22 protein-coding genes are annotated in these 22,957 nt (G+C 67.3%); 9 read left to right on the top strand and 13 right to left on the bottom strand.

The features are described 5' to 3' along the window. The first annotated feature begins 126 nt into the window (after positions 1 to 126). Together P0Y41_RS08620 and P0Y41_RS08615 are read left to right on the top strand one after the other, a co-directional pair. On the top strand, positions 127 to 1,143 hold the full coding sequence (locus P0Y41_RS08620; RefSeq protein WP_284060960.1) for an ABC transporter ATP-binding protein: 1,017 nt from the start codon (positions 127 to 129) through the stop codon (positions 1,141 to 1,143). 773 nt (positions 1,144 to 1,916) lie between these two features. After that, complete coding sequence (locus P0Y41_RS08615) at positions 1,917 to 2,819, top strand: ABC transporter permease subunit (RefSeq protein WP_284060959.1); 903 nt, start codon at positions 1,917 to 1,919, stop codon at positions 2,817 to 2,819. Positions 2,820 to 3,075: 256 nt separating this feature from the next. Here the strand turns inward: P0Y41_RS08615 and P0Y41_RS08610 are convergent, their stop codons facing one another. The 5 genes from P0Y41_RS08610 to P0Y41_RS08590 form a co-directional block, all read right to left on the bottom strand. Then, entirely contained in the window at positions 3,076 to 3,486 is a 411-nt protein-coding gene (locus tag P0Y41_RS08610) for a DoxX family protein (RefSeq protein WP_284060958.1), read from the bottom strand. An 85-nt stretch (positions 3,487 to 3,571) separates the two neighbouring features. Further along, entirely contained in the window at positions 3,572 to 4,255 is a 684-nt protein-coding gene (locus tag P0Y41_RS08605; RefSeq protein WP_284060957.1) for a TetR/AcrR family transcriptional regulator, read from the bottom strand. A gap of 110 nt (positions 4,256 to 4,365) precedes the next feature. Further along, a complete protein-coding gene (locus tag P0Y41_RS08600) occupies positions 4,366 to 5,547 on the bottom strand; it encodes an ABC transporter permease (protein ID WP_284060956.1) in 1,182 nt (393 codons plus the stop codon). Beyond that, positions 5,544 to 6,299 (bottom strand): ABC transporter ATP-binding protein, encoded by a 756-nt coding sequence (locus P0Y41_RS08595; RefSeq protein ID WP_284060955.1) that lies wholly within the window; start codon positions 6,297 to 6,299, stop codon positions 5,544 to 5,546. The genes P0Y41_RS08600 and P0Y41_RS08595 overlap by 4 nt, the downstream gene beginning before the upstream one ends. After that, a complete protein-coding gene (locus tag P0Y41_RS08590; RefSeq protein WP_284060954.1) occupies positions 6,299 to 7,492 on the bottom strand; it encodes a COG1361 family protein in 1,194 nt (397 codons plus the stop codon). Before P0Y41_RS08590 ends, P0Y41_RS08595 begins: the two co-directional genes overlap by 1 nt. A 142-nt stretch (positions 7,493 to 7,634) precedes the next feature. On the opposite strand from P0Y41_RS08590, the gene P0Y41_RS08585 reads away from it, so the two are divergent. The 4 genes from P0Y41_RS08585 (at position 7,635) to P0Y41_RS08570 (ending at position 11,738) form a co-directional block, all read left to right on the top strand. Beyond that, on the top strand, positions 7,635 to 8,219 hold the full coding sequence (locus P0Y41_RS08585) for an IMP cyclohydrolase (RefSeq protein ID WP_284060953.1): 585 nt from the start codon (positions 7,635 to 7,637) through the stop codon (positions 8,217 to 8,219). A 104-nt stretch (positions 8,220 to 8,323) separates the two neighbouring features. Continuing rightward, positions 8,324 to 9,367 (top strand): DUF7504 family protein, encoded by a 1,044-nt coding sequence (locus P0Y41_RS08580; RefSeq protein ID WP_284060952.1) that lies wholly within the window; start codon positions 8,324 to 8,326, stop codon positions 9,365 to 9,367. A gap of 106 nt (positions 9,368 to 9,473) precedes the next feature. After that, the gene (locus P0Y41_RS08575; RefSeq protein ID WP_284063385.1) at positions 9,474 to 10,166 is read left to right on the top strand and encodes a metallophosphoesterase family protein; all 693 of its coding nucleotides are present in this window, start codon (positions 9,474 to 9,476) and stop codon (positions 10,164 to 10,166) included. A gap of 177 nt (positions 10,167 to 10,343) precedes the next feature. Further along, positions 10,344 to 11,738 (top strand): NINE protein, encoded by a 1,395-nt coding sequence (locus P0Y41_RS08570; protein WP_284060951.1) that lies wholly within the window; start codon positions 10,344 to 10,346, stop codon positions 11,736 to 11,738. A gap of 191 nt (positions 11,739 to 11,929) precedes the next feature. Here the strand turns inward: P0Y41_RS08570 and P0Y41_RS08565 are convergent, their stop codons facing one another. Beyond that, positions 11,930 to 12,370: a DUF2391 family protein gene (locus tag P0Y41_RS08565; RefSeq protein WP_284060950.1), complete on the bottom strand. Its 441-nt coding sequence runs from the start codon at positions 12,368 to 12,370 to the stop codon at positions 11,930 to 11,932. 271 nt (positions 12,371 to 12,641) lie between these two features. On the opposite strand from P0Y41_RS08565, the gene P0Y41_RS08560 reads away from it, so the two are divergent. Together P0Y41_RS08560 and P0Y41_RS08555 are read left to right on the top strand one after the other, a co-directional pair. Next, a complete protein-coding gene (locus tag P0Y41_RS08560) occupies positions 12,642 to 13,823 on the top strand; it encodes an aspartate kinase (protein ID WP_284060949.1) in 1,182 nt (393 codons plus the stop codon). Between the two features lie 124 nt (positions 13,824 to 13,947). Further along, positions 13,948 to 14,535 (top strand): DUF7090 family protein, encoded by a 588-nt coding sequence (locus P0Y41_RS08555; RefSeq protein ID WP_284060948.1) that lies wholly within the window; start codon positions 13,948 to 13,950, stop codon positions 14,533 to 14,535. Positions 14,536 to 14,741: 206 nt separating this feature from the next. On the opposite strand, the gene P0Y41_RS08550 is transcribed toward P0Y41_RS08555, so the two are convergent. From P0Y41_RS08550 to P0Y41_RS08530, 6 genes are all read right to left on the bottom strand, one after another. Continuing rightward, a complete protein-coding gene (locus P0Y41_RS08550; protein ID WP_284060947.1) occupies positions 14,742 to 15,530 on the bottom strand; it encodes a DUF7089 family protein in 789 nt (262 codons plus the stop codon). Between the two features lies 1 nt (position 15,531). Beyond that, positions 15,532 to 15,621, bottom strand: coding sequence for a hypothetical protein (locus P0Y41_RS18005; protein ID WP_432764783.1), 90 nt, complete (start codon positions 15,619 to 15,621; stop codon positions 15,532 to 15,534). A gap of 202 nt (positions 15,622 to 15,823) precedes the next feature. Beyond that, entirely contained in the window at positions 15,824 to 17,329 is a 1,506-nt protein-coding gene (locus tag P0Y41_RS08545; protein ID WP_284060946.1) for an MATE family efflux transporter, read from the bottom strand. A 147-nt stretch (positions 17,330 to 17,476) separates the two neighbouring features. Continuing rightward, positions 17,477 to 18,058: an OapC/ArvC family zinc-ribbon domain-containing protein gene (locus tag P0Y41_RS08540; RefSeq protein WP_284060945.1), complete on the bottom strand. Its 582-nt coding sequence runs from the start codon at positions 18,056 to 18,058 to the stop codon at positions 17,477 to 17,479. 2 nt (positions 18,059 to 18,060) lie between these two features. After that, entirely contained in the window at positions 18,061 to 18,456 is a 396-nt protein-coding gene (locus P0Y41_RS08535) for a DUF2073 domain-containing protein (protein ID WP_284060944.1), read from the bottom strand. Then, the gene (locus tag P0Y41_RS08530) at positions 18,456 to 19,097 is read right to left on the bottom strand and encodes an Era-like GTP-binding protein (protein WP_284060943.1); all 642 of its coding nucleotides are present in this window, start codon (positions 19,095 to 19,097) and stop codon (positions 18,456 to 18,458) included. The genes P0Y41_RS08535 and P0Y41_RS08530 overlap by 1 nt, the downstream gene beginning before the upstream one ends. 995 nt (positions 19,098 to 20,092) lie before the next feature. Here P0Y41_RS08530 and P0Y41_RS08525 point away from each other — a divergent pair. Beyond that, positions 20,093 to 21,769, top strand: a complete 1,677-nt coding sequence (locus tag P0Y41_RS08525; protein ID WP_284060942.1) for a Cdc6/Cdc18 family protein — start codon at positions 20,093 to 20,095, stop codon at positions 21,767 to 21,769. A 341-nt stretch (positions 21,770 to 22,110) separates the two neighbouring features. On the opposite strand, the gene P0Y41_RS08520 is transcribed toward P0Y41_RS08525, so the two are convergent. Then, positions 22,111 to 22,908 (bottom strand): S26 family signal peptidase, encoded by a 798-nt coding sequence (locus P0Y41_RS08520; RefSeq protein ID WP_284060941.1) that lies wholly within the window; start codon positions 22,906 to 22,908, stop codon positions 22,111 to 22,113. Positions 22,909 to 22,957: the final 49 nt, after the last annotated feature.

Here is a 22,957-nt window from a genome sequence, read left to right as displayed (position 1 = left end):
GTTATGAGTGTTGCGAAGCGGAACCGGCATCCGAAGCCGGATCCGCGGCCGTCAGGCGACGACGCCTCCCGCCGGGCGATCCCGTCGGAATGCTGATATCCCGTCACAGTCGAGATAAACGGAGAGATGCCGCCACTCGAACTCGACGGGCTCACGAAGTACTACGGCGACGTGCGCGGCGTCGAGGACCTCACCTTCGACGTCGAATCCGGGGAGGTGTTCGGGTTTCTCGGCCCCAACGGGGCCGGGAAGACGACCGCAATCAGGACGCTCATGGGCTTTCAGTCGCCGACTGCGGGCACCGCGAGCGTGTTGGGCGCGGAACTAACAGACGCCGACGCGCTCCGCAGGGCCCGCGCGAACGTCGGCTACCTTCCGAGCGAGCCGTCGTTCGACGACCACGTCACCGGCCGCCGCATCCTCGACTACCACGGCGCCCTCCGCGGCGACGAGCGCAGCGCCGAGTTGCTGGAGCTGTTCGACCCGCCGCTCGACCGCGACGTCGGCGAGTACTCGCGGGGGAACCGCCAGATGCTCGCCATCGTGATCGCGTTCATGCATGACCCCGACCTCCTCGTCATGGACGAGCCGACCACCGGGCTCGATCCGCTGAAGCAGGCGCAGTTCCACCGGTTCGTCCGCGACGAGCGCGACCGCGGGACGACGTTCTTCTTCTCGTCGCACGTGCTGAGTGAGGTCCGGAAGGTGTGCGACCGTGTGGGGATCATCCGCGACGGCCGCCTCGCGGCGCTGGAGGACGTCGAGTCGCTGCTCGAACGCAGCGGGAAGACCGTCCGCGTCCACGCGGCGGAGACGCTCGCGGCCGACGACGTGACCCTCGCGGCCGCACACGACGTCGCGGTGACCGAGACTGCAGCGGAGACGGCGGACGGCGCCGCGACCGTCTCGTTCACGTACACGGGGTCGTACGATGCGCTGCTGGAGTGGCTGCGCGGGTACGACCTGCTCGATTTAACCATCGAAGAGGCACCGCTGGAGGCGGTGTTCATGCGCTTTTACGACGGGGGACTGGATGACGGAGCGAGCGACGGTGGGGAACCGAGCGACCGAGGGGAGAATGACGAGGCGCTGAGCGGTGAGGGACCGAGCGACGAACGCCCCGTGGAGTCCGGCGATGTTTGAGGTCGCGCGCTACGAGGGCGAACAGCGGCTCCTCGGGGCGGTGGTCGTCTCCGCGTCGCTGGCGGCGTTCGGGGCCATGATGCTGCTCATCGCGCCCGGACTGCTCGACCAGGTCGATCTGACGGCATACGCCGACCAGTTGCCGCCGTCGCTCGTCGAGTCGTTCGGACTGGAGCAGATCGGGACGCTCGCGGGGTTCATGGCCGCGGAGCTGTACGTGTTCGGCTGGGTGTTCGGGCTCGGGACGTACGTCGCGTACCTCGCGGCCGGGAGCCTCGCGGGCCGGATCGAAGACGACACGATCGAACTCGTGCTCGCGTCGCCGATCTCCCGGACGCGCCTGCTCGCGGAGACGTACGCCGCGGGCCTGCTGCCGGTCGCGCTCGCGAACGTCGTCGTCGCCGCCGTCGTCTACGGCGGGTCGATCGCGATCGACGACCCGTTGCCGCTAGTCGACGTGCTCGCGGTCCACGCTCTCTCGGTGCCGTACCTCCTGTGTTGCGTCGCGGTCGGGACGCTGTGTTCGGTGCTCGCGCCGACCCGCCGGGCCGCCGAGGGCGCCGGCGCTGGCGCGATCGCCGCGACCTACATCCTCAGCGTTGTGGTGACCGGCACCGACCTCGCGTGGCTCGGCGCGCTCGCACCGGCGCGCTACTACGACCCGGTCGCGGTGCTCACCGCGAGCGAGTACGACCTCGCGGGCGCCGGGATCCTGCTTGCGGTGACCGCCGTTCTGCTGGTCGCGGCGATCGGTCGGTTCCGGGGGTGGACGTGTGAGCGAGTCCGACGCCGACGCCGGAACCGATCCTCGGCGGCCGCGACGGAGCGCCGATCCGGCGACCGTCGGCGGCGAACGACAGTCCGTCGGCGCCGCTCGTCCCTCGACCGCGACGCTGGCGATCGCCCGTTACGAGGGCGAGCGGCTGGTCGTGCCGTCGGCCGTCGCCGCCGTCGCACTCTCGCTGTTCGGATCGCTGTACGTCTGGATCGGCCCGCAGGTCACCGCGGGCGTCGATGTCGAGGCGCTGACGGAGGCGCTTCCGCCCGCGTTGCGCGCGCTGTTCGGTCTGGAGTCGCTCGGCAGCGTCCCCGGTCTCCTCGCCTCGGAGTTCTACACGCTGGGGTGGATCGTCGGCCTCGCGGCGTACGTCGCGTACGTCGCCGCAGGGCGCGTCGCTGGCGGAATCGCCACCGACCGACTCGACGCGACGCTCGCGGCGCCGACGGCCCGACGGAGCGTCATCGTCGGGCTGTTTCTGGCGCTGCTCGTGCCGGTCGTCGTCGTGAACGCCGTCGTTCCGCTCGCGCTGTACGGCGTCTCTCTCGCGGTCGGGGACGCGCTCTCGCTTGCCGACCTGTTCGCGCTACACGCGCTGTCGGTGCCGTACCTCCTGCTGTGGGGCGCAGTCGGGCTGGTCCTCGGCGTGGCGATCGACGGCGGTCGGACCGCGGGCCGCGTCGCCCTCGGCGTCGTGTTCGCCACGTGGATCGTCGAGGCGGTCGTCACCGGCAGCGACTACGAGCGGGTCGGCGCGGTCGCGCCGGCGCGGTATCTCGATCCGACCGGCGTGCTCGTCCGGGGCGAGTACGCGCTCGACTCCGTCGCGGTGTTGCTGGCCGCGACAGCGCTGTGTCTGGTTGTCGCCGTCGTCGCCTTCGCCCGACGGGACGTGTGACCGCCGATCAGCCACGGCGGTACGCTCGATCCGCTCGACAGGCGCACGAACTGGTACAGCCCGACCGCCGTCATCACCGTCAATCCAAGAACTCCGGACGGCTTGAGTGGCGTCGTCATCGTCACCGGCCGGTGACCGAAGGACATGTTATCGAGTATTGAGTTTATGCGACAGCGCTTGCGGAATCAACCGACGGAATCCGGATCGGCCGACGACGGTGGCCTCGGCGACTCTGAAAACGATCGCCACTCGGGCCTCAAGACCGGTACGCCTCGCGCAGGAACGCCAGCGCCGCGCCGAACATCGCGAGGTTGCCGAAGAAGGCGAGCCGCTCGCCGCTGGCGTCGCCCTCCTCGTTCCAGAAGTCGTGCATCGTCGGAGTCACCACCGCGAGGAACGTGACGACCGCGCCGGTCGCGATCTTCGGGAGTCGCCACAGTGCGACGCCGAGCCCGCCGACGAGCATCATCCCGGAGGCGAACGGCGCCGCGAGGTCGGGCATCGGCACTCCCGCGGACTCCGCGTACTCGATCGAGTCCTCCATGTCGCGGAAGTCCTCCGTGGCCTGCAGCGCGAGCCCGAGCCCGAACAGCACGCGTCCGAGCCGGGAGAGCGAGCGGCTGTTGTCACGATCGGTTCCGGTTGGGTTCGCTTCGTCATCTGCCATACACAGTGACACTTCCGGCGTCGTGAAAAGCCTGTGCTCGCGGCGATCACTCCTCGCAGTCACTCCGGGCGTTCACTCGCCGTGTTCAGTTATTCCCGGCGTCCTCGCCCGTGGTGTCCCCCGCGTCGTCGCCGACGGCGAAGGTGTCGATATAGCCGTGGAGCGCCGCCCTGACGGGCGTGACCACGTCGAACTCGGCGGTGTGTCGCTGGAGCATCGCGCCGGTGAGCGCCGACAACAGCCACGTCGCGGTCGATTCCGGTTCGACCGCGTCGTCGATGACGCCCGCCTCGACCCCGTCGGCGAGCGCGGTCGCGAGGCGCTCGCGGAGGTGGCGGTCGGTGCGCGTGAACTCCTCGCGGAACCGGGGCTGTGCGACCGCCTGCGCGCGGAGGTCGATCATCGATCGCTGCGCCTCGGCCATCTCCTCGTCCAACTCCGTCCCGAGGTAGATGTCGACGAGCGCGCGGACCCGGTCGACCGGCGAGTCGGCCTCGTGCTCGGCTTCCTCCAGCATCGCGAGGAAGTGGTCGCCGGCAAATCGCAGGAATCCCGCGAGGAGGTCGTCCTTGGAGTCGTAGTGGTAGTACAGCAGCGATTTGCTCTTCTCGAACTCCGCGGCGATGTGCGAGACGCTCAACTCGGCGTAGCCGTGCTCGCACAGCGCGCGATAGGTCGCCTCCATGATCAGGGTGTTCACGTCCGACGCGTCGCCGTCACCGGTCGCCGCGTCGCCCGCATCGGACTCCCCGTTCGTACCGTCACTCATCCCTCGGCTCCCCTCGCGGACGCGGAGTAATGAACCCCCCGAAGCCGGCGGGGCCGGCGACGGGCGAGGCGCGCGGGTCCCGGCTGGATCGCGACCCGGTCGCGACGCGGTCAGCCACGCAGCGACTCCACGGGCCGCTCGCGGGCGGCAGTCCACGCGGGGTAGATACCCGCGAGCAGGCTCGCGACTACCCCGAACACCATCCCGACGGCGACGTACTGCAGCGACCCCGCAGGGTACGCGAACGGGTCGCCCAACAGCGCGTCGTTGATCACCGCGACGATGCCGAGCGTGACCGCGCCGCCCAGCAGCGAGCCGACGAGCCCCAACAGCGTCGCCTCCGCGAGCATGATCCGGACGATGTCGAACTTCTGGTAGCCGACCGCGCGCAACACGCCGATCTCCTCGCGGCGTTCGATCGCCGCCATGAGCATCACGTTCGCGATGGAGACCCCCGCCACGACCAGCGAGATGGCGCCGATGCCGACGAGGAACAGGTTGATCAGCCGGAACGCCTCGTCGATCTGCTCGGCGATGTCGCCGCGCTCGAACACGGAGACGATCTGGCGACGGCCGTTGAACGTCCGCTTGATCTGCATCGCGGTCTCGTTGGCCCTCGTCGCGTCCTCCGAACGGACGATCACCTGCGCGAAGACGTCGTCGTCGAACTCGCCCGGCGGGAGCACGAACGCCTCGTTCGGGTTGGCGATGTCGGCTTGTCCGGCCTGCGCGAGCACGGCCGTCACGCGGTACTCCTCGGTCCGGCGGACTGTCTCACCGTCCTCGGTGACCGTTCGCCGGAGCGTCACCTTCGAGCCGGGGCGGAGGTCGTAGCGCTCGGCGAGCGTCGACCCGACGAGCACGCCGTTTCGCCAGTTCGGCGGGATCGACCCCTCGTCGACGTCGTACAGGGCCGCGGGGTCCTCGACGCCGTACACCGTCGCGCTCCCGGCGGCCGAGCCGCCCTCGATCACGTCCGCGCTCTCCTGTTTCAGGGGGACGATCTCCGCTTGCCCGCTGACGCGGTCGATCCGGCCGACGTCGGCGGCGGTGAGGTAGCCGTTCTCGTTGTCCTCGCCGGCGAACACCTGCACGTCGGCGCCGATCGAGCCGAGCGTCTCGAACTGCGACTCCTGGAAGGCGACCCCGCCGGCGCCGATGGCGCCGATGGCGACGACGCCGATGAGGATGACCGCGACCGCCAGCGCCGAGCGCGTCTTCGCCCGCGCGACGTTCCGGCGCGCCATGAGAAACGCCGGGAACGACCCCCACAGGCGGTGGAGGAGCTTCATCCGGTGACAGCCTCCTCGTCCTCGCGGACGGTGCCGTCGATGAGGTTGACGACGCGGTCGGCGAACTGCGCGACGTAGTCGTCGTGGGTGACGGTGACGACGGCGACGCCCTCGTCGGTGATCGCGTCGAACTCCGCGAGGATCTGATCGCCGGTGTCGCGGTCGAGGTTCCCCGTCGGCTCGTCCGCGAGCAGGAGCCGCGGCTCGTTCACGAGCGCCCGAGCGATCGCGACGCGCTGCTTTTGCCCGCCGGACAGCTCGTCGGGGTAGTGCTCGAGTCGGTCGCCGATCCCCATCCGTTCGAGGAGGTCAGTCGCGATCTCGCGGGTCCGGGTCGGCGTTCGATCGAGCAGCCGCGGCACCTCGACGTTCTCGACGGCGGTGAGGGTCGGAATGAGGTGGAAGCTCTGGAAAACGAACCCGATCGTCTCCTTGCGCTTGCGCGTCCGCTCGGCGTCGCCGAAGGTCTCCACGTCGACGCCCTCCAGCTCCACGAGGCCGCTGGTCGGTTCGTCGAGCAGGCCGAGCATGTTCAGCAGGGTGGATTTCCCCGACCCCGACGGGCCGACGATGGCGACGAACTCTCCCGGGTCGACCCGGAAGTCGATGCCGCCCAGCGCGCGCACCGTCTCGCCGCCGGTGACGTACTCCTTGACCACGTCGCGGCCCGCGATGACCGGGGGGGCCGACGCGTCGACGGCGCCGGCCCCGGAACTGCGCTCGTCGGCGTCCGCGTCCTCGGGTCCCGCCATCAGCGGCGGAGCACGAGCGCGCCACCGAGCACGATCACGAGGACGGCGAGGGCGGTCGGAAGCAGCGGAAGCCCGCCGAGCGGGCCGCCCTGCGGCGCCGGCGTCGGGGTCGCGAGCGCGGCCTGGCTCACGCGCACGTCGGTCGTGTACGACCGGCGGACGTCGTCGACGACGTACTCCACCCGGACGGGGACGGTGGTTCGATCGCCCGTCAGCTCGGCGTTGAGATCGAAGGAGGCGAAGTCGCTGCCCTCGACGCCGCCGACGAAGTAGTCGGGCTGCGGGTCGGCGGCCTGCACGCCGTCGCCGTCGACGACGCTGACGAGGACGCTGCCGACGTCTGTGCTGCCGACGTTGGCCGCGCTTCCTGCGATCTGTAACACGCCGTCGGGACCGCGCGTCACGCTGACGCCGGTGAGCCGGATCTCGCCGGGGTTCTGCGGCTCGGAGAAGTCGGCGTCGAACGTCCGGGTGACGGTTCGACGGTCGCCCTCGAGCGTGTACGCGAGCGTCACCTCGACGGGGAACTGTCCCGCCTCGGTCGCCTTCACCGGGAAGGAAAACGCGGCGGTATCCCCGCCCGCGAGCGTCGCCCGAACGCGACCGCTCGTGCGGAACGCGAGCGCGTCTGCGGGCGACGAGACTCGCACGTCGATCTGGCTGACCGACGCGTCGAGCCCGTTGGCGACGGTGACGTTCACCGTCCGCTCGGCGCCGACGACGGCGTCGCTCACGTCGAGTTCGAGCTGCGGGTCGGGCTGGTCGACGTCGACGGTCACCGCCTGGACGATGTGCTTGCGGTCGCCGCGGGAACTGAGCAGTGTCGCGTGGACGTACACCGTCTGCTCGCCGGTGTCTTCGAGCGTGACCGAGAAGTCGTACGTCCGCTCGGATCCCGGAGCGAGTGGGTCGGAGACGTCGAGGACCGCCAACTCCTCGTCCTCCTCGTCGTAGTTGCGGTCGGAGACCTCCGCGACCGAGAGGTCAGTGATGCGGTACGTGTCGTCGCTGTCGCCGTCGTTCGCCAGTGTCGTCGTGACCGTGAACGCCTCCTCGGGGACCGGATCCTCCGTGGAGACGTCGGTGGTCATCGTCACGAACGTGTCGGCTGCGGCGGGTGCGGTGACGCCCGCGACCCCGCCGACGACGAGCAGCAGACAGACGGCGACGACGGATACTGAAGGAGTTCGCACGGGTTTCGATCGAATGACGGTGACCGCCCGGATAAATATTCTGAACATTCATTCAGCAACGAGGAGTGCGGTTCGTCGCGCGAGTTTCCGCACACGTGCATATATCATCATCTACTTGTCCGCTCGTGATACACAGTCGTGTATGTACATCGGACGGTTCGTCGTCATCGGGCCGAAGGTCGGCGCGTACCGCGTCTCCTCGCGTTCGTTCCCGAACCGCAAGGTGACGCGGCGCGGCGACGACACGCTCACCGTGGTCCCGACGGCCGACGCCGAGGAGACGGACAACCCGTACGTCTCGTACAACTGCGCGCGGGCGGCGGGCGAGGGCGCCGTCGTCGGCAACGGTTCGCACGTGGACCCGATCGCCGAGAAGTACGACCGCGGGTACCCCGCCCGCGACGCGCTCGTCGAGGCGCTGCACGCGATGGACTACGAGAAGGACGACTACGACACCCCGCGCGTCGCGGGAATCGTCGAGGAGGGTGCCGGCTACGTGGGGATCGTCCGCCGCGACGCGCTGGTGGTCCACGAGGTCGACGAACCACACCTCGTGGCGACGTACGAGGAGGACGAGCCCCGAGCGTTCGAGTTCGAGCCGCGGACCGCAGTGGCGGCCGCGCGGACCGCGTACGGACTCGAGTACGAACACGCCGTCTGCGCAGCGGGGGTCCACGTCAGTGACAGCGGGAGTTCCTTCGCCGTGCAAAACACGAGCGAGGAGTGAGCAACAGCGGAGGCTGAACGGATCGAAACGGGAAGCCAGCCCGTCAGCCGGCGGAACTGTCGGCCGGGGTACGTTTATCGGGTGGTGTGTTGTATTCTTGTCTCATGACTGGAAACAACGCCACCATCACAGAATCGATCGGCGACGCATCGACTGTCCTGCTCGTCGCTCCGTCCCACTCGTGTGCGGACTCGACGGCGTGTGCTGAATTGATCACGCGTCACAGTCCACCCCATCCAGACGTGATCTGTGTGACGTTGAACAAGGGGCCAGACGACAGGCTCGGCGGGTGGCAGGAGCACGTCGGGGCGGAGTTGCCGGCGCGGGCCGCGATCATCGACGCCCGACCTGTCGACACTAGAGGGACCGGCGCCGGAGCGGGCGCGCGCGCCGTCTCCTCGGCACCCTCGATCACGCTCGAGTCGATCGCTGCCGACGCCGATCTGTTGGACTTCGCCGTGAAGATCGGGGCGCAGATCGGCGCGTGGACCGACACCGACCACCGGACGCAGCTGTGTGTGGACTCGTTGGAAACCCTGGTGGATCGCTACACGGCGCAGGATCTCGTCGATCTCGTTCGAGCGCTGAACACGCTGTGTACTGATCTGGGCGTGTTCGCACACCACCACGTGGACCCCGCTGACTGCCCGGAGTCGCTGCTCGCGATGCTCCGGCCGCTGTACGACGCGGTGCTCGAGCGCACCAGCGACGGCTGGACCGTCTCGACGGCGGAGTCCGCGACTGTCGAACCGTCGTTCCGGGAGACTGTCGACAGCCGACCCGGGCGCACGTCTCGCGAGGCCGATCCGCCGGACGCGGTTTCGCTGCCGTACTCGTTCGACACGGTGCTGGATCTGGTCGGCAACCCTGTTCGGCGGACGCTGTTGTACGAACTGCGGGGGCGGCCCGACGATGAGATCCCGCTCGACGAGTTGGTCGACGTCGTACTCAATCGAGTGAGTACCGCCCCCTCGGTGACCTCCGACAGCACCGACCGTATCGATCTTCAACTCGTTCACACGCATCTCCCGAAGTTGCAGGAGGCGAACGTGATCCGGTACGATCCGGACACCGAGACGGTGACGTACCGGTCGAACCCCGCGTTGGAGGCACATCTCGACTGTATGGAGATGCTCGAATTAGGATGAGCCGGAGTCGGGGTGATCCGTGGACTTCCGCTCCGAAGAGAACCGGTCGGAGCAGTTGGCGCCGAACGCCGCCGGACCTACTACCCCCGAGTGCGTCTACGATCACGTGCGACTCGGCCTCCTCTCGGACGTCCACGGCAACCGCATCGCACTGGAAGCCGTCCTCGATGACATGCCGCCCGTGGACGGACTCGTCTGCGCGGGCGACGTGGTGGGATACAACCCCTGGCCGGCCGAGTGCGTCGCGGCGCTCCGCGAGCGATCGGTGCCGACCGTCCAAGGGAACCACGATCGGGCGGTCGCCACCGGGTCGGCGACCGGGTTCAACCCGATGGCCCTCGCGGGCGTCGAACACGCCCGGACGAGCCTCGACGAGAACGCACTCGCCTGGCTCGGCGGACTCCCCGAACGGCGGACGGTCGCCGACGGGCGCGTCGCGGTGGTCCACGGGCACCCGGACGACCCGGACCACTACACGCGCCGGCGGGAGTTTTCCGGCGGCCTCGTCGCGAGGGCGGCCGATCGCCTCGGCGTCGACGAGGGCGACCTCGACGCGCTCGTGCTCGGGCACACGCACGTCCAGCACCACGGGGTGTTTCCCGAGGGCGCGGTCGTGAACCCGGGGAGCGTCGGGCAGCCGCGCGACGGCGATCCGCGCGCGGCGTACGCCGTTCTGGACGTCGACGCTCGCGAGGTCGAGGAGCGACGCGTCGAGTACGACACAGACGCCGTCGCCGACGCCGTCGCCGACGCCGGCCTTCCAGAGCGGATCGGGAGCCGCCTCGCCGAGGGACGGTGAGCGGTCGACCGTCGACGTGCTGACGGACGGTAACCGGTCGACGATCGGTTCGCCAACGGGCAGTGAGCGGTCGACTATCGGCGTGCCGAGGACGGTGACTGGTCGATCGAGTCAGGCGCTATCGGGAGCCGTTTGTGTCGGGGAATTAAGACCGTCCGACCGGATCTGCCACCACTAATGGATTGGATTGACGAAAACCTCCCCGACGACCTCGCGATCGCCGTCGTCAACGAGACGGGGTCGCGGACGACGGCGAACGTCGGGTGTCGCACCGGCGGGGACGTCTTGTTCGTCGATCGGGTGACGCTCGATCCCGGGGCGCGACGCGAGTGGTCGGAGTCGGTCGACGGCCCGGTCGAGATCGGGGTACAGGTCAGAGACGGTCCGGAGGCGACCGAACGGTTCGATCCGACCGACGGCTCCGGCCGCGTGGCGGCGACGATCACCGCGGGTTCGGTCTCGTTTTCGACCGCCGGCGGTCGAGGCGGCGTCGGCCAGAGGGGAACCGGCGGCGTGGACTCCTTCGCGGCCGCCGAGACGAGCGGCGGCGGTTTCGGCGACGACGGCGGTCCCTTCGGCGGCGACGACGCCGTCGGCGCCGACCGCGACGACGCCGTCGGCGCCGACCGCGACGACGGCTGGGGGTTCGGCGACGACGGAACCGACGCCGGCGGGACGTGGGGCTTCGACGACGCGCCGACCGGCGAGGGTGCGAGCGCCGCCGGCGACGGCGGTATCGACGGCGGTGACGCCACCGCGTCCGCGTCGACATCCCGATCGGCATCGGGGTCGGGAGCGGCCGCCGACAGCGGCTGGGGATTCGGGGACGAGGGGGAAGACCCCGACGACGTGTCGAGCGCAGACGGTGACCACGCAGAGCCGTCGACGACTGCGGGCGCCGAAGACGAACCGGCGGGGAGGACCGCCGGCGCGACCCCGACCGACGGGAATCGAGGAGACGCACGGACAGGGGCGGACGCCGCCGGGGATGCTGCCGCGAGCCGACCGACCGGGACTCGGGAGCCCGAAAGCGACGAGCGCCACTCCGGCGGCGAATCCCCCGGAGCGGGTCCCGGAAGCGATTCCGGCGACCGCGAGGGCGACGACGAGGAAGCGTCCGATTCGAGAGGCGCGACGGCGGACTCCGCGCGGGCCGAACCCGATCGGAGCGGCGGGAGGGACGCGTCCACCGACGCGAACGCGGACGTCGCCAGCGGTCGACCCGACGAGACCCGAGGCGGAACCAGTCGAACCGCGGGCGCCGACGAGATGTACTGCTCTAGTTGCGGTTCCGTGATCAAAGAGCAGGCCGAACTCTGTCCGGAGTGTGGCGTTCGTCAGTCGGACACGTCCGCGTCCGCATCCGGATCGAAAGACAAGACCAGCGCGGCGCTGCTCGCCATCTTCCTCGGGTTCATCGGCGCCCACCACTTCTACCTCGGGAACACCGGTCGCGGAATCTTGTACCTGCTGCTGTCGTGGACGTTCATCCCCGCAACGATCGCTCTCATCGAAGCGGTCATCTACCTCACGAAGTCGGAAGAGGAGTTCCAGCGGCAGTACGGTGGGTGACGATGTAGCAGGCGAAGGCGGCGGTCACGGGAGGTGGCGGTCGCGGGAGGTGACCGTTGCACAAGATGACGCGGGAGGTGGGGTCGCGAACGGTGACGCGGGAGGTGACGGTTACGGGGAGTAGCGCGAGCACGTAGCGTCGGCTTCTCGGAACACGTAGTTCGCCGGCTCGAGCCGCGGAATCCTCGCGCTCAGAACACGGAGTCCGCCGTCGCCGCACCGATCACCGAGAAGACGGAGCCGACGCTCATCGCCTTCAGCGTGATGTACACCTGATCGCGCATCGACACCGGCGGGTCGACGTGGTTCGGGATGAGCGTCGCGGGCGCGTCGAACGACAGCGCGAGGATCCCGACGGAGAGATACGAGACGACGATGAGTGAGACGAACCGCAGCGGTACCCCGCCGACCTCCGCCTCGCGGTCCGGGTCGCGGTCGTCGTCGGCCTTGTACAGCGCGCCGTAGCCGACCGCGAGGACGATGCCGACGGTCACGACCGCCTGATACCACGCCATCCCGACGGCGAGCCCCCACACCTCGTCGGTGACGACGAACGGTCCCGCGAGCAGGAAGCCGCCGACGATCTGCTGGGCGGTGTCCGCGAAGGCGAACCGGCGGCTGCGTCCGACCATATCGGCCCGTTACAGTGGAAGGTGAAAACACCCCACGTTGCTACGTCGTCTGGCGTCGCGTCATCGCATCCGCTGTCCAGCCTCATCGCATCCGCTGTCCAGCCTCATCGCGTCGTCTGCTCCCGCGACGCCGGTGGCGACGCTGGACACGATCGCGTCCGGCGACCCTTGTGAGAGAGGACAGCGTTAAACGCGAACCGGTGTTATCCGGCGGCATGAATCGCGGAGAATCTGACGTACGTCCACCGCTGGCGGGCGGGGTGCAGTCGTAATGCGTGTCGTCGCGAAGTTCGGGGGGACCTCGCTCGGGTCGGGCGACCGCGTGGAGCGCGCGGCCGACTCGATCGCCGCAGCCGTCGAGGCCGGTCACGAGATCGCCGTCGTCGCGAGCGCGATGGGATCGACCACCGACGATCTCATCGACGAGATTACCTTCGAAATCGGCGACAAGGACCGCGCGGAGATCGTCTCGATGGGCGAGCGAACCTCCGTGCGCATGTTGAAGGCGGCGCTGGCCGCCCGGGGCGTGAACGCGGTGTTCCTCGAACCGGGGCGCGACGAGTGGCCCGTGATCACCAACCAGGTCGGGGAGGTCGACGTCGAAGCGACGAAGGAGCGTGCGGCCGCGCTGGCCGCGGAGATGGACGGTGTCGTCCCGGTCATCACGGGCTTTCTCGCCCAGACGATCGACGGCGAGGTAACCACGCTCGGGCGCGGCGGCTCGGACACGACCGCCGTGATGCTCGGCAGGTACATGGACGCCGACGAGGTCGTGATCGTCACCGACGTGGAGGGCGTCATGACCGGTGACCCCCACGTCGTCGAGGGGGCGCGCAACGTCGCAACCATCACCGTCGACGAACTGCGGAACCTCTCGTTCCGCGGCGCCGAGGTGATCGCGCCATCGGCGCTCGTGTACAAAGACGAGGAGCTCGACGTCCGCGTGGTTCACTACCAGCACGGCGACCTCCTCGGCGGCGGCACGCGGATCGAGGGGAGCTTCGAGAATCTCATCGACATGCGTGAGGACCCCCTGGCGTGCATCACCGTCGCCGGGCGCGCGATCCGCAACCGACCCGGGATCCTTGCGGACCTCTCGGAGGCGCTCCGCAAAGGGGATATCAACATCGACGCCGTCGCCTCGGGGATGGACTCGGTGACGTTCTACGTCGACACGGATGTCTCTGACCGCGCGGAGGCGGCCCTCCACGACGAGGTCGTCGTCGGCGACGGCTCGCTGTCGTCGGTCAGCACCACGAACGACTACGCCGTCATCCGCGTCATGGGCGGGGAACTTCCGAACCAACCGGGGGTAGTCTCCAGCATCGTCGGCCCGCTCGCGGACGCGGGAATCAACGTTCACGATATCATCACCTCCGCCACCTCCGTTGCGATCTTCGTCTCTTGGGACGACCGCGAGGAGGTGCTCGAGATCGTGCAGGCGGAGTTCTGAGTCAGCAGGGTAGCGAGCCCGTCGAATCGCTCCGACGATCGTGAGACGATCGCCGTCGAACGAACGGAACGGCGGTCCCGAGAAGCGCAGCGGAATTTAAGTTCAAGCGGTCGCTGTCATGTACATGGACTACACGCTCGCCGTCGGCGACGCCGACACGACGATCCCCGGCGGAACAGGGGTGCTGCTTCTTCACCCGAGCATCGGCGAGACCGATCGAATCGACACGGATTTCTTGAAAGCCGACACCGACAACTTCCTCGTCGTCTCCACGCGAACCACCGCCCGCGAGGTCGAGCAGAAGCTCGAACACTACGACGTCGATGAGTCGCGCGCGGAGATCCTCGACACGATCTCAGTCGAGCGGGGGTATTCCAGGCGGAGTTCCGACCACTTCCACTACGTCTCCGCCCCCGACGACCTCGACGGCGTCGTCGAACAGGTGGAATCGTTCCTCGCTTCCCACGCCGGAAAGCGCCGGATCAGCGTCGACTCGCTCACCGAGTTGGCCTACTACGCCGATGTCGACGGCGTCCGCGACGCCGCGAGCCAGATGCTCGACCTCTTGACTGAATACGACGCAGTCGGGCTGTTCCACCTCTCGCGGGAGGTCCACGACGACGACGAGATCCGACGGTTCCGAGAGCTGTTCGACGTGGTGATCGACCTCACCGACGACGGCGACGCGACCGTCGAACTCCCCGAGGAGTGACGCCGAGCAAGCCGGCCTTCCGCTCCTGAGACGATAGGCTTCCTGCCACCGGAATGGCCCGCTTTCCGCCCTCGAAATGATCCACTTTTCGCCCTCGAAATGATCCACTTTTCGCCCTCGAAATGACCCGCTTTCCGCCCTCGAAATGACCCGCTTTCCGCCCTCGAAATGACCCGCTTTCCGCCCTCGACACGATCCGCTTCCCGTTACTCAGCGAGCTTCTCGAACGTCTTCTGTGCCCAGCGGACCGCGTAATCGGCGCCGTGGTCCCGGTAGGCGTCGGTGTCCAGCGCGGAGAACGGCGCCGGGAGGTCGAGGTCGTGTTTCACCGCCGCGCAGGCGTACTCGGTCGCGGCGGTGAAAGAGCGGTCGCCGCGCGCGACGTCGCCCGAGAGGGTTTCGAGGCGATCGACGAGCTGATCGCCCGCGTCGGTCCACGCGGCGTAGATCTCAGGGTGGTCGGATTCCCATCCCTCGAACACCTCGCGCGTCTGGATGCCGACCCAGGCGTCGAACAACGCCGCCGCGAGCTGGTAGGTCTCGTTTGGGCCGAGCGGCGTCGCCGCCGCGAGATCGCGGTACGACTCGCCGAAGAAGGGGAGAAAGTGCTCGGGCGCCTCCAGCGACAGTTCGACGAATGCCTCGGCCAGCAGGAACGCGAGGAAGTCGTCGGGCGTCCCCTCCGCGCGCTTCTTCGCGATGACCGTCGGCGGCGTCGTCTGGCGCGTCCACACGACGGTCCCGTCCCCGGGCATCCCGATGGTGAAATCGGAGCCCGCGTAGCGACGAAGCTGGGCGGGCGCGTCGTCGGGGAGCCACGCCGTCGGGTACGCGGCTGGATCGAGGGCGTCGACCAGCAGGCCGAGCTCCTCGGCCGCCTCCGGCGGGAGCGTCTCGAAGTCCGCACCTGCGTCGAGGACGACGCTGTTCGGGGCGTACACCTCGCGGACAGCCTCGACGGACGACGCTAGCGTCCGCCGTTCGAAACCGGCCATCCTACCCGAACGCGAGAACGAGGATGATGCCGACCGCAAGGACGGTCGACACGCCGACGGTACCGAGCACGATCTTCGTCGCCTTGCTCATGTCTCGATGTGGCATGGCGCGGGTGATAAAGGCTTCAATACGCGGCCGTCGTTGGGTTCCGAACACGCCGAGATTCGCTGTGATACCCCGAGGTTCTCTGGCGGCCTCCGAGATCTCTGTGAAACCCCGAGGTTCTCGGGAGACACTGAAATTCTTCGAGACACGCCGGGTTCGCGTTCGGCGACAGGGAGAGCGCTCGTCTTCAATCGGCCGATGTGCCGACGCCGGATTCGCGGGCCACCGTCTTCCACGCGTCGCTGTGGTAGCGAACGACGTTGACGAGGGCCCGGGCGTACATATCCCCGAGGATGGCCGCGAACACCGCGAGCAGTCCAAGGCCCATGCCCGGGAGCGGGACGACCAGCGGGGCGAGCCCGAGTGCGGCCGCGAGCGGTCCCGAGAACAGTGTGACGGCGTACCCGGCCGGGAGCGCGAGTACGGCGATTGGCAGCCGGACCACGTAGGTGCTGATGATGCCGCCGTAGAAGGGCCACCGCGTGTCGCCGGCACCGCGAAGCCCACCGCGCATCGTCCGCGAGACGGCGAAGCCGGCGACGCCGAGGCCGAACACCCGGACGAACGTGACGGTGAGCGCGAGGTTCTCCGACCCGAAGGCCGCTGCGATGGGCCGCGCGGCCAGCGCGATGACCGCGCCGATGAGCAACTGCGTGACGAGCGCGAGCCGGAGCGTCTGCCAGCCGTACTCGTCCGCTTCCTCCGGATTCCCGGCCCCGATCGCCTGTCCGACGAGCGTCGAGGCGGCGGTCGAGTAGCCCCACGCCGGCATCAGCGCGAGCAGCATCACCCGTCGTCCGATGGCGTAGGCGGCGACGACATCAGTCCCGAGCACTCCCAGCAGGAACAGGAACGGGAACCGACCGAACGTCCGTGAGAGCCGGGTGCCAGCCAGCGGGAGGCTCACCCTGACGAGTTCGCTGGCGATCTCGGTGTCCCACTGCTTCCCGCGGATCGGGAGTCTGACTGAGTACCGACCCGAGAGCAGCGCCCACGCGAACACGACGCCCGCGAGCGTCGTCGCGGCGACGGTCCCCCACGCGGCGCCGACGACGCCCAGTTCCGGGAACGGCCCGAGCCCGAAGATGAGCGCGGCGTTGAGTCCCACGTTCGTCGGAAGCGTGAGCAGGCGGACGTACATCGGCGTACGGGTGTCGCCGGAACCGGCGAGCGCCCGGGCGGCGATCATCGACCAGAAGCGGAACCCCACGGAGTACATCACGACCCGCAGGTAGTCGCCGCCGAGTTCGATAGTCCGGGCGTCGTTGGTGAGCACGCCGATCAGCTCTTCGGCGAAGAAATGCGTGAAGACGGTGATCGGTACCGCGAGCGCGATCGCGAGCCACAGCGACTGCTTGATCGCGAAGTTCGCCTCCGCGGGATCGTCGGCCCCCTGAAACCGGGAGACGACGCTGATCGTACCGGACGTGAGTGCGAGCGCGAGGCCGAACGGAACGAAGTAGTACTGAAATCCGAACTCCAGCGCCGCGATCGCCGCGCCGCCGGCGTACATCCCGACCATCAGGAAGTCGGCAACGCGAAGGAGCGTGCGCAGGCCGCCGGTCACCATCACCGGAACGGCGAGGTCGAACGCTTCCTCGCCCTTCCGTCGATCAACGAGTCCGAGTGACGCCAACGCCAACGGGAACGCGAACAGGATCGACCGGAGGCGCTCGCGGAGGGCAGAAGGCATCCGGTTTCAATCGATCGGGCTGGATCCAAGGACCTATCGAAATCGGCGGAACGTTCGGAAGGAACAGAGAGACGAACCTCGATGCCGGCTCGATTCAGGTGGAGAACGGAGGCGAGCGACGATCGGCGTCGATAGCTCGCTTCCGAGTCAGCGGTCGTCCCAGCCCTCGGGCATCTCGATGACGTATCGGCCGTCCTCGCGCAACGAGATGATGTACTCCTCGCGGTCGTACAGCTCCATGAGGTTCAGTTCGTACTGGCCCGGACTGACGATACGGATGGACTCGAACTGGTCGTTGAGCTTCTGCCGGAGGGCGTCCAGGTTCGGGTCCGACGCCTCCGCCTCCGACGGGTCGGCGTCGTCAGCCGACGCGGGTACGTCCTGCTGTTCGGCCCGGTCGACCGCCGCCGGCTCGGTCGACTCCGCGGCCGCCGCGAGCTCGTCCGGTGAGACGACATCGGAGCGGGCGCTCGCCTGTGCGCCGTCCTCCGTCTCGGGTTCGGCCCGTGGTGACGTGCTTGCCTCCGTCGCTTCGTCTGGCTCCGCTTCCTCGCGCTGGGCTGTCGAAGCGGTTCGACTCGGGGCGTTCTCCGTTTCGGGCGGAGCGGTATTGCTTCCGCCTGCCGGATCGAACTGGAACTTGTTGCCGCCGCAGTCGGGACACCCAGAGAGCATCTCCTTTGACCCGTCGGCGAACGTCCGTCCGCAGTTGGTGCACTGGTGAGGCATCGCTACTTGCGGGAGACGAGGGCGCTGATGAGGTCTTCGTCCTTGTGCAGCGTCTCGATCTGGTTCGCTGGCCCGATTACGGTCAGTTTGTTGGCGGCCTCCTCCTTCCCGAGGAGCCGTCCGACGAGCCCTTGGTTGGCCTGCTGGGTCGACGGGTACGTCTCGATCTCGATGCCGGAGAAGTCGTCGGGGCTGATCTCCGTCATCGTGACCTCGATGAGCTTCGACTCCTCCTCGGGCGACAGGCCCGCTTCGAGGACGACGATGTCCCCGTCGCGGACCGAATCGAGGATGAGGCGGATCTTCTCCATCGAGGTGAGTCCCTCCATGCGGCCGCCGCTGATCAGGTCGATGCGGACGCCGTCGTCGCCGTCGTCCGGAGTGGTCGCCTCGGGCATTATCCGAAGTACTCCGCGATCTTCTCGTACACTTCGTCCATGTTGTCGCCCTCGAGCGCCGACAGCGGCACCGTCTCGTGTTGCGGGAACGCGTCGGCGATGCGCTTGACGTCGGCGTCGTCGAGGTCGACCTTGTTCGCGAAGATAAGCACCGGCAGGTCCTGGCTCTCGATAATCCCGATGAGCATCGTGTTGACCTGCGTGAACGGGTCGGTGCTGGAGTCGAGCACGTAGATGACGCCGTCGACGTCCTCGCGGAGCCAGTGCATCGCCTCCGCGACGCCCTCGGTCGCCTCGCGCGAGCGCTTGACGGCGTCGTCTTTCTCCATGTCGTGATCGAGGAACTCCTTGTAGTCCACCTTCGTGGTCACACCCGGCGTGTCCACGATGTCGATGGTGACGGTTTTGCCGTTCCGCTCGATCTCGACGTTCTCTTTTCTTCGCGCGCGACGCGTCTCGTGCGGGATGTGACTCTCTGGACCGACCGCGTCGCCAGTCCAGTCGCGAGCGATCCGGTTCGCCAGCGTCGTCTTACCCGCGTTCGGCGGGCCGTATATCCCGATCCGTTTGGGCTCGTCGTCGGCGAAGAGCCGATCGGTGACCCGTGTGATACTGTCCCTGAGATTGGTGAGCAGACCCATCCTGGCCTCCGTTTCCCCTCCGTCCCGTGTGGAGGGCGTTATCGCCCCAAACCATCCGCGCCACTTAAGCACTACGTCAGACGGGTTACGGTGGGGTTTCTCGGCGCGTTCGATAGTCGAGTGCCCACATCCGGTGCTGGCGAGCGACAGTTCGCACACGGATGAAGAGGGGGGTTGCATGGAATTCGAGTGGATGTACACGGTTGATTGAGCGTGCAGAGTCGCGTACTAGCCGGGACCACTAGCGTCAAGAGCGGTCCCCGACGAACCAGGGCGGCGTGTTTGTCGGCCGGCTGCTATGCGTCTCGGTAACACGACTCGAGCGGAGAGGCTCACCACTGTCGGTCAGGAGCCTGGTATCGACATGAGTCCGACTGAAGTTGCACACCCCCACCCCTCTGTTTCGGGTGGAACCGGCCGAACTCGGGTGGAGGGGGAAGCTCGGAGCAGTTATCTAGACCTCACCACAACCTAAATAAAATATATCTGCTAGTCGTGCGGATATTGTTTAACCTATGGTGTAATAAAGATGCTGCAGTCTAGCGGCACCCGTCCCCCACCCCGTCAGTCTCCGTCTCCACCGGAAACGAAGGGGTGGGGGGGTCGTCATATCACCCCGTCATCGGGTCTCGTAGCAGTTCCTCCCTGGGATCCGCCGGGAGTATTTCTAGTCGAATTCAGTTACGCAACGTCGTAGGGGGTGAGTGACGATCGCAGTAATGCAACGTGGAGCCCACGGCCCAAGCTGTGGCCCGCTGACTTCGATCCACTCCTGTCTTTCTCGTCGAACTCGCAGTTCTGACCTCGGTAGTCCGACGCTGCGCCGGCCAAACAGTAACGTTTTTTAACAGGCTGTCCATCCACTTCGGTTGCATCATCTGGACGCAATCGATCACCGTTCCGGGTCCAATACTCCCGATACACCGGGTGAGAACCCGCTCTTCGGCAGGTGCTCGATGCGAGTTCCAGTCGAAACAAGGGGGTACAACGAACGGATGACACGGGACGACGAGCCGGGACACGATTCGAACGACGGCGGAACCGACGACCGGTCGGGCGCGGCGACGAGCTCGGACAGCACCGACGACTCCACCCGAAGCGACGGACAGTCGTCGGATGCAGAGCGGTCGTCGGGCCCAGACAGCGACAGCGCCGACCCGAGACGGGACGGCGCCGAAGCGAACGGTGAGCCCTCCGGATCCGAATTCGACTTCGGCTCCGGGTCGCGGTCGCGGACCGACGTCGACCTCGATGTCGACGAGGTGCTCGCGGACGAGGACGACGAGGCAAGCACCGGGTTGTTCGATGATCTCCTTTCGGGCGAACCCATCTTCGAGAACAAGGAGGTGCTGCGTCCCTCGTACACCCCTCACGAGCTCCCCCACCGGAAAGACCAGATCAACAAGATGGCGACGATCCTCGTGTCCGCGTTGCGAGGTGAAACGCCGTCGAATATTCTCATTTACGGGAAGACCGGAACCGGAAAGACCGCCTCGGCGAAGTTCGTCTCCCAGGAACTGGAGTCGACCAGCCAGAAGTACGATGTTCCCTGCGAGGTCGAGTACATCAACTGCGAAGTGACCGACACCCAGTACCGGGTGCTCGCACAGCTCGCGAACAAGTTCATTGAGAAGAACAAGCGAGTCATCGGCGACCGACTCGACGAACTCCGCGATCTCCGATCTACGGCTGCCGACGACGACAGCGCACTCGACGGGACAGAGTTCGGTGCCGTCGCGGATGTCGACGAGCGCATCGCCGACCGCGAGTCGGACCGCGAGGAGATGGAGGAAGTGCCGATGACCGGGTGGCCGACGGACCGCGTCTACTCGACGTTCTTCGACGCCGTCGACTATCACGAGCGCGTCGTCGTGATCATGCTCGACGAGATCGACAAGCTCGTCGAGAAATCCGGGGACGACACGCTGTACAACCTCTCGCGGATGAACTCCGAACTCGAGAACTCGCGGATCTCCATCATGGGGATCTCGAACGACCTGAAGTTCACCGACTTCCTCGACCCCCGCGTCAAGTCGAGCCTCGGCGAAGAGGAGATCGTCTTCCCGCCGTACGACGCCAACCAGCTGCGCGACATCCTCCAGCACCGCTCGGACATCGCGTTCAAGGGCGACGCGCTCACCGAAGACGTGATCCCGCTGTGTGCCGCTTTCGCCGCGCAGGAACACGGCGACGCTCGCCGCGCACTCGATCTCCTCCGGACCGCGGGTGAACTCGCCGAGCGCTCGCAAGCCGACCTCGTCGAGGAGGCGCACGTCAGACAGGCACAAGACAAGATCGAACTCGACCGGGTCGTCGAGGTCGTGCGGACCCTCCCGACGCAAAGCAAGATCGTCCTGTTTTCGATCATCCTTCTCGAACAGAACGGCGTCCACAACGTCAACACCGGGGAGGTGTTCAACATCTACAAGCGCCTCTGTGAGGAGATCGACGCCGACGTGCTCACTCAGCGACGGGTGACCGATCTCATCTCCGAACTGGACATGCTCGGCATCGTCAACGCCGTCGTCGTCTCGAAGGGTCGGTACGGGCGCACGAAGGAGATCTCCTTGTCGGTCCCGATCGACGAAACGGAGGCCGTCCTCCTGTCTGACTCCCGGCTCGGCGACATCGAGGACGTCCAGCCGTTCGTCCAGGCCCGGTTCGACAACTGACCAGGCCGCCGATTGGACACCCCATGGGTTCGACTCCACGACGTCGACTACCTCTGTGCATTTAGGTTGCTATTTCACTCCACTCGAAACGCTTGATTGGCGTGAACTGTTGGTGCCCGTGAACAACCGATACCACGTGGACTGCTGGGCTCACACGAACCTTCCGGTCACGTGGAAACAGTCCGAACCACGCCAACGATCCCACCCACGCGAGAGGGTCGATTCCACACGAGAGCCGAAGAAGCCGCAGAATAACGGTCAATTCCGTGTGCCGATTTCACTGGTGGCCGCCGACACCAATCGGCGACACTCGGCCACAGCGTCGGTCAGCGACGAAGGCGTCAGGCGGTGGCCGTCGGCGTCCCGTGGGCCGAACCAGTAGCAAGTGTCGGCGACGCGGATCCGACTACTCCGGTGGTCGTCGTCCGCTCGCTTCCGGTCACGGAGACGCGTTCGCCACCGACGGCGGGTACCACGCCATCGGCCCCTCCGTCTATCTGGACTAGTACGGCCTCCGAGAAGACGAGACGAACGTACCCGAGATACGGGACCCGAACGCGCGCGACGCCGTGGACCCACTCGGATTTCACGACGGGAGCGATCCCGCTAACTTGGTCGTACTCGGCGTTCGCGTCACCCTTCGTGATGAATCCGTCGTACGGTGCGGGACAGGCGGGAACGCCCTCGCACGAGGTCGCCGGGAGGTAGTCGGGATTCGCCCGATCCACCCAGTTCTCGCCCTCCTGGACGTGGAATCGCGCGCGATGTATGATGGGGGAACCACCCGACCCCGGTGGATGGTACACGATCACGGACCCTGGTTCGCCGAAGGTGGTGTACGCCTCCGCCGCGCCAGTCTCGTAGGTGACGATTCCCGTGTCGCCGTGCGCAAACTCGGGGGTGAAGCGGTCGGGTTCCGTGATGAACACCAGGTCGCCGCGCTCCATGTGTGGCTCCATGCTCCCCGACTCGACGGCGACCATCGGGGGCCAGACGCCGGAAACGGCGAACAACAGGAGCCCGACCAGTGCGACTGCAAGTACCGACGTGAGTACTTCGCGGACGAACACCAACGCGCCCGTCTCACCGTGGAGGAACCGTGACAGCGGGTCGTCGGGCTGCCGACCGTCGTCGCTCATTACTCGTCTGAACCCGACGACCGGTGTTGAACCTTCTGCTACCGTCTCT

Source organism: Halobaculum halobium (assembly GCF_030127145.1).
Lineage (GTDB): Archaea > Halobacteriota > Halobacteria > Halobacteriales > Haloferacaceae > Halobaculum > Halobaculum halobium.
Note: the sequence above shows the minus strand (reverse complement) of the source record. Positions and strands in the feature narration are given on the sequence as shown.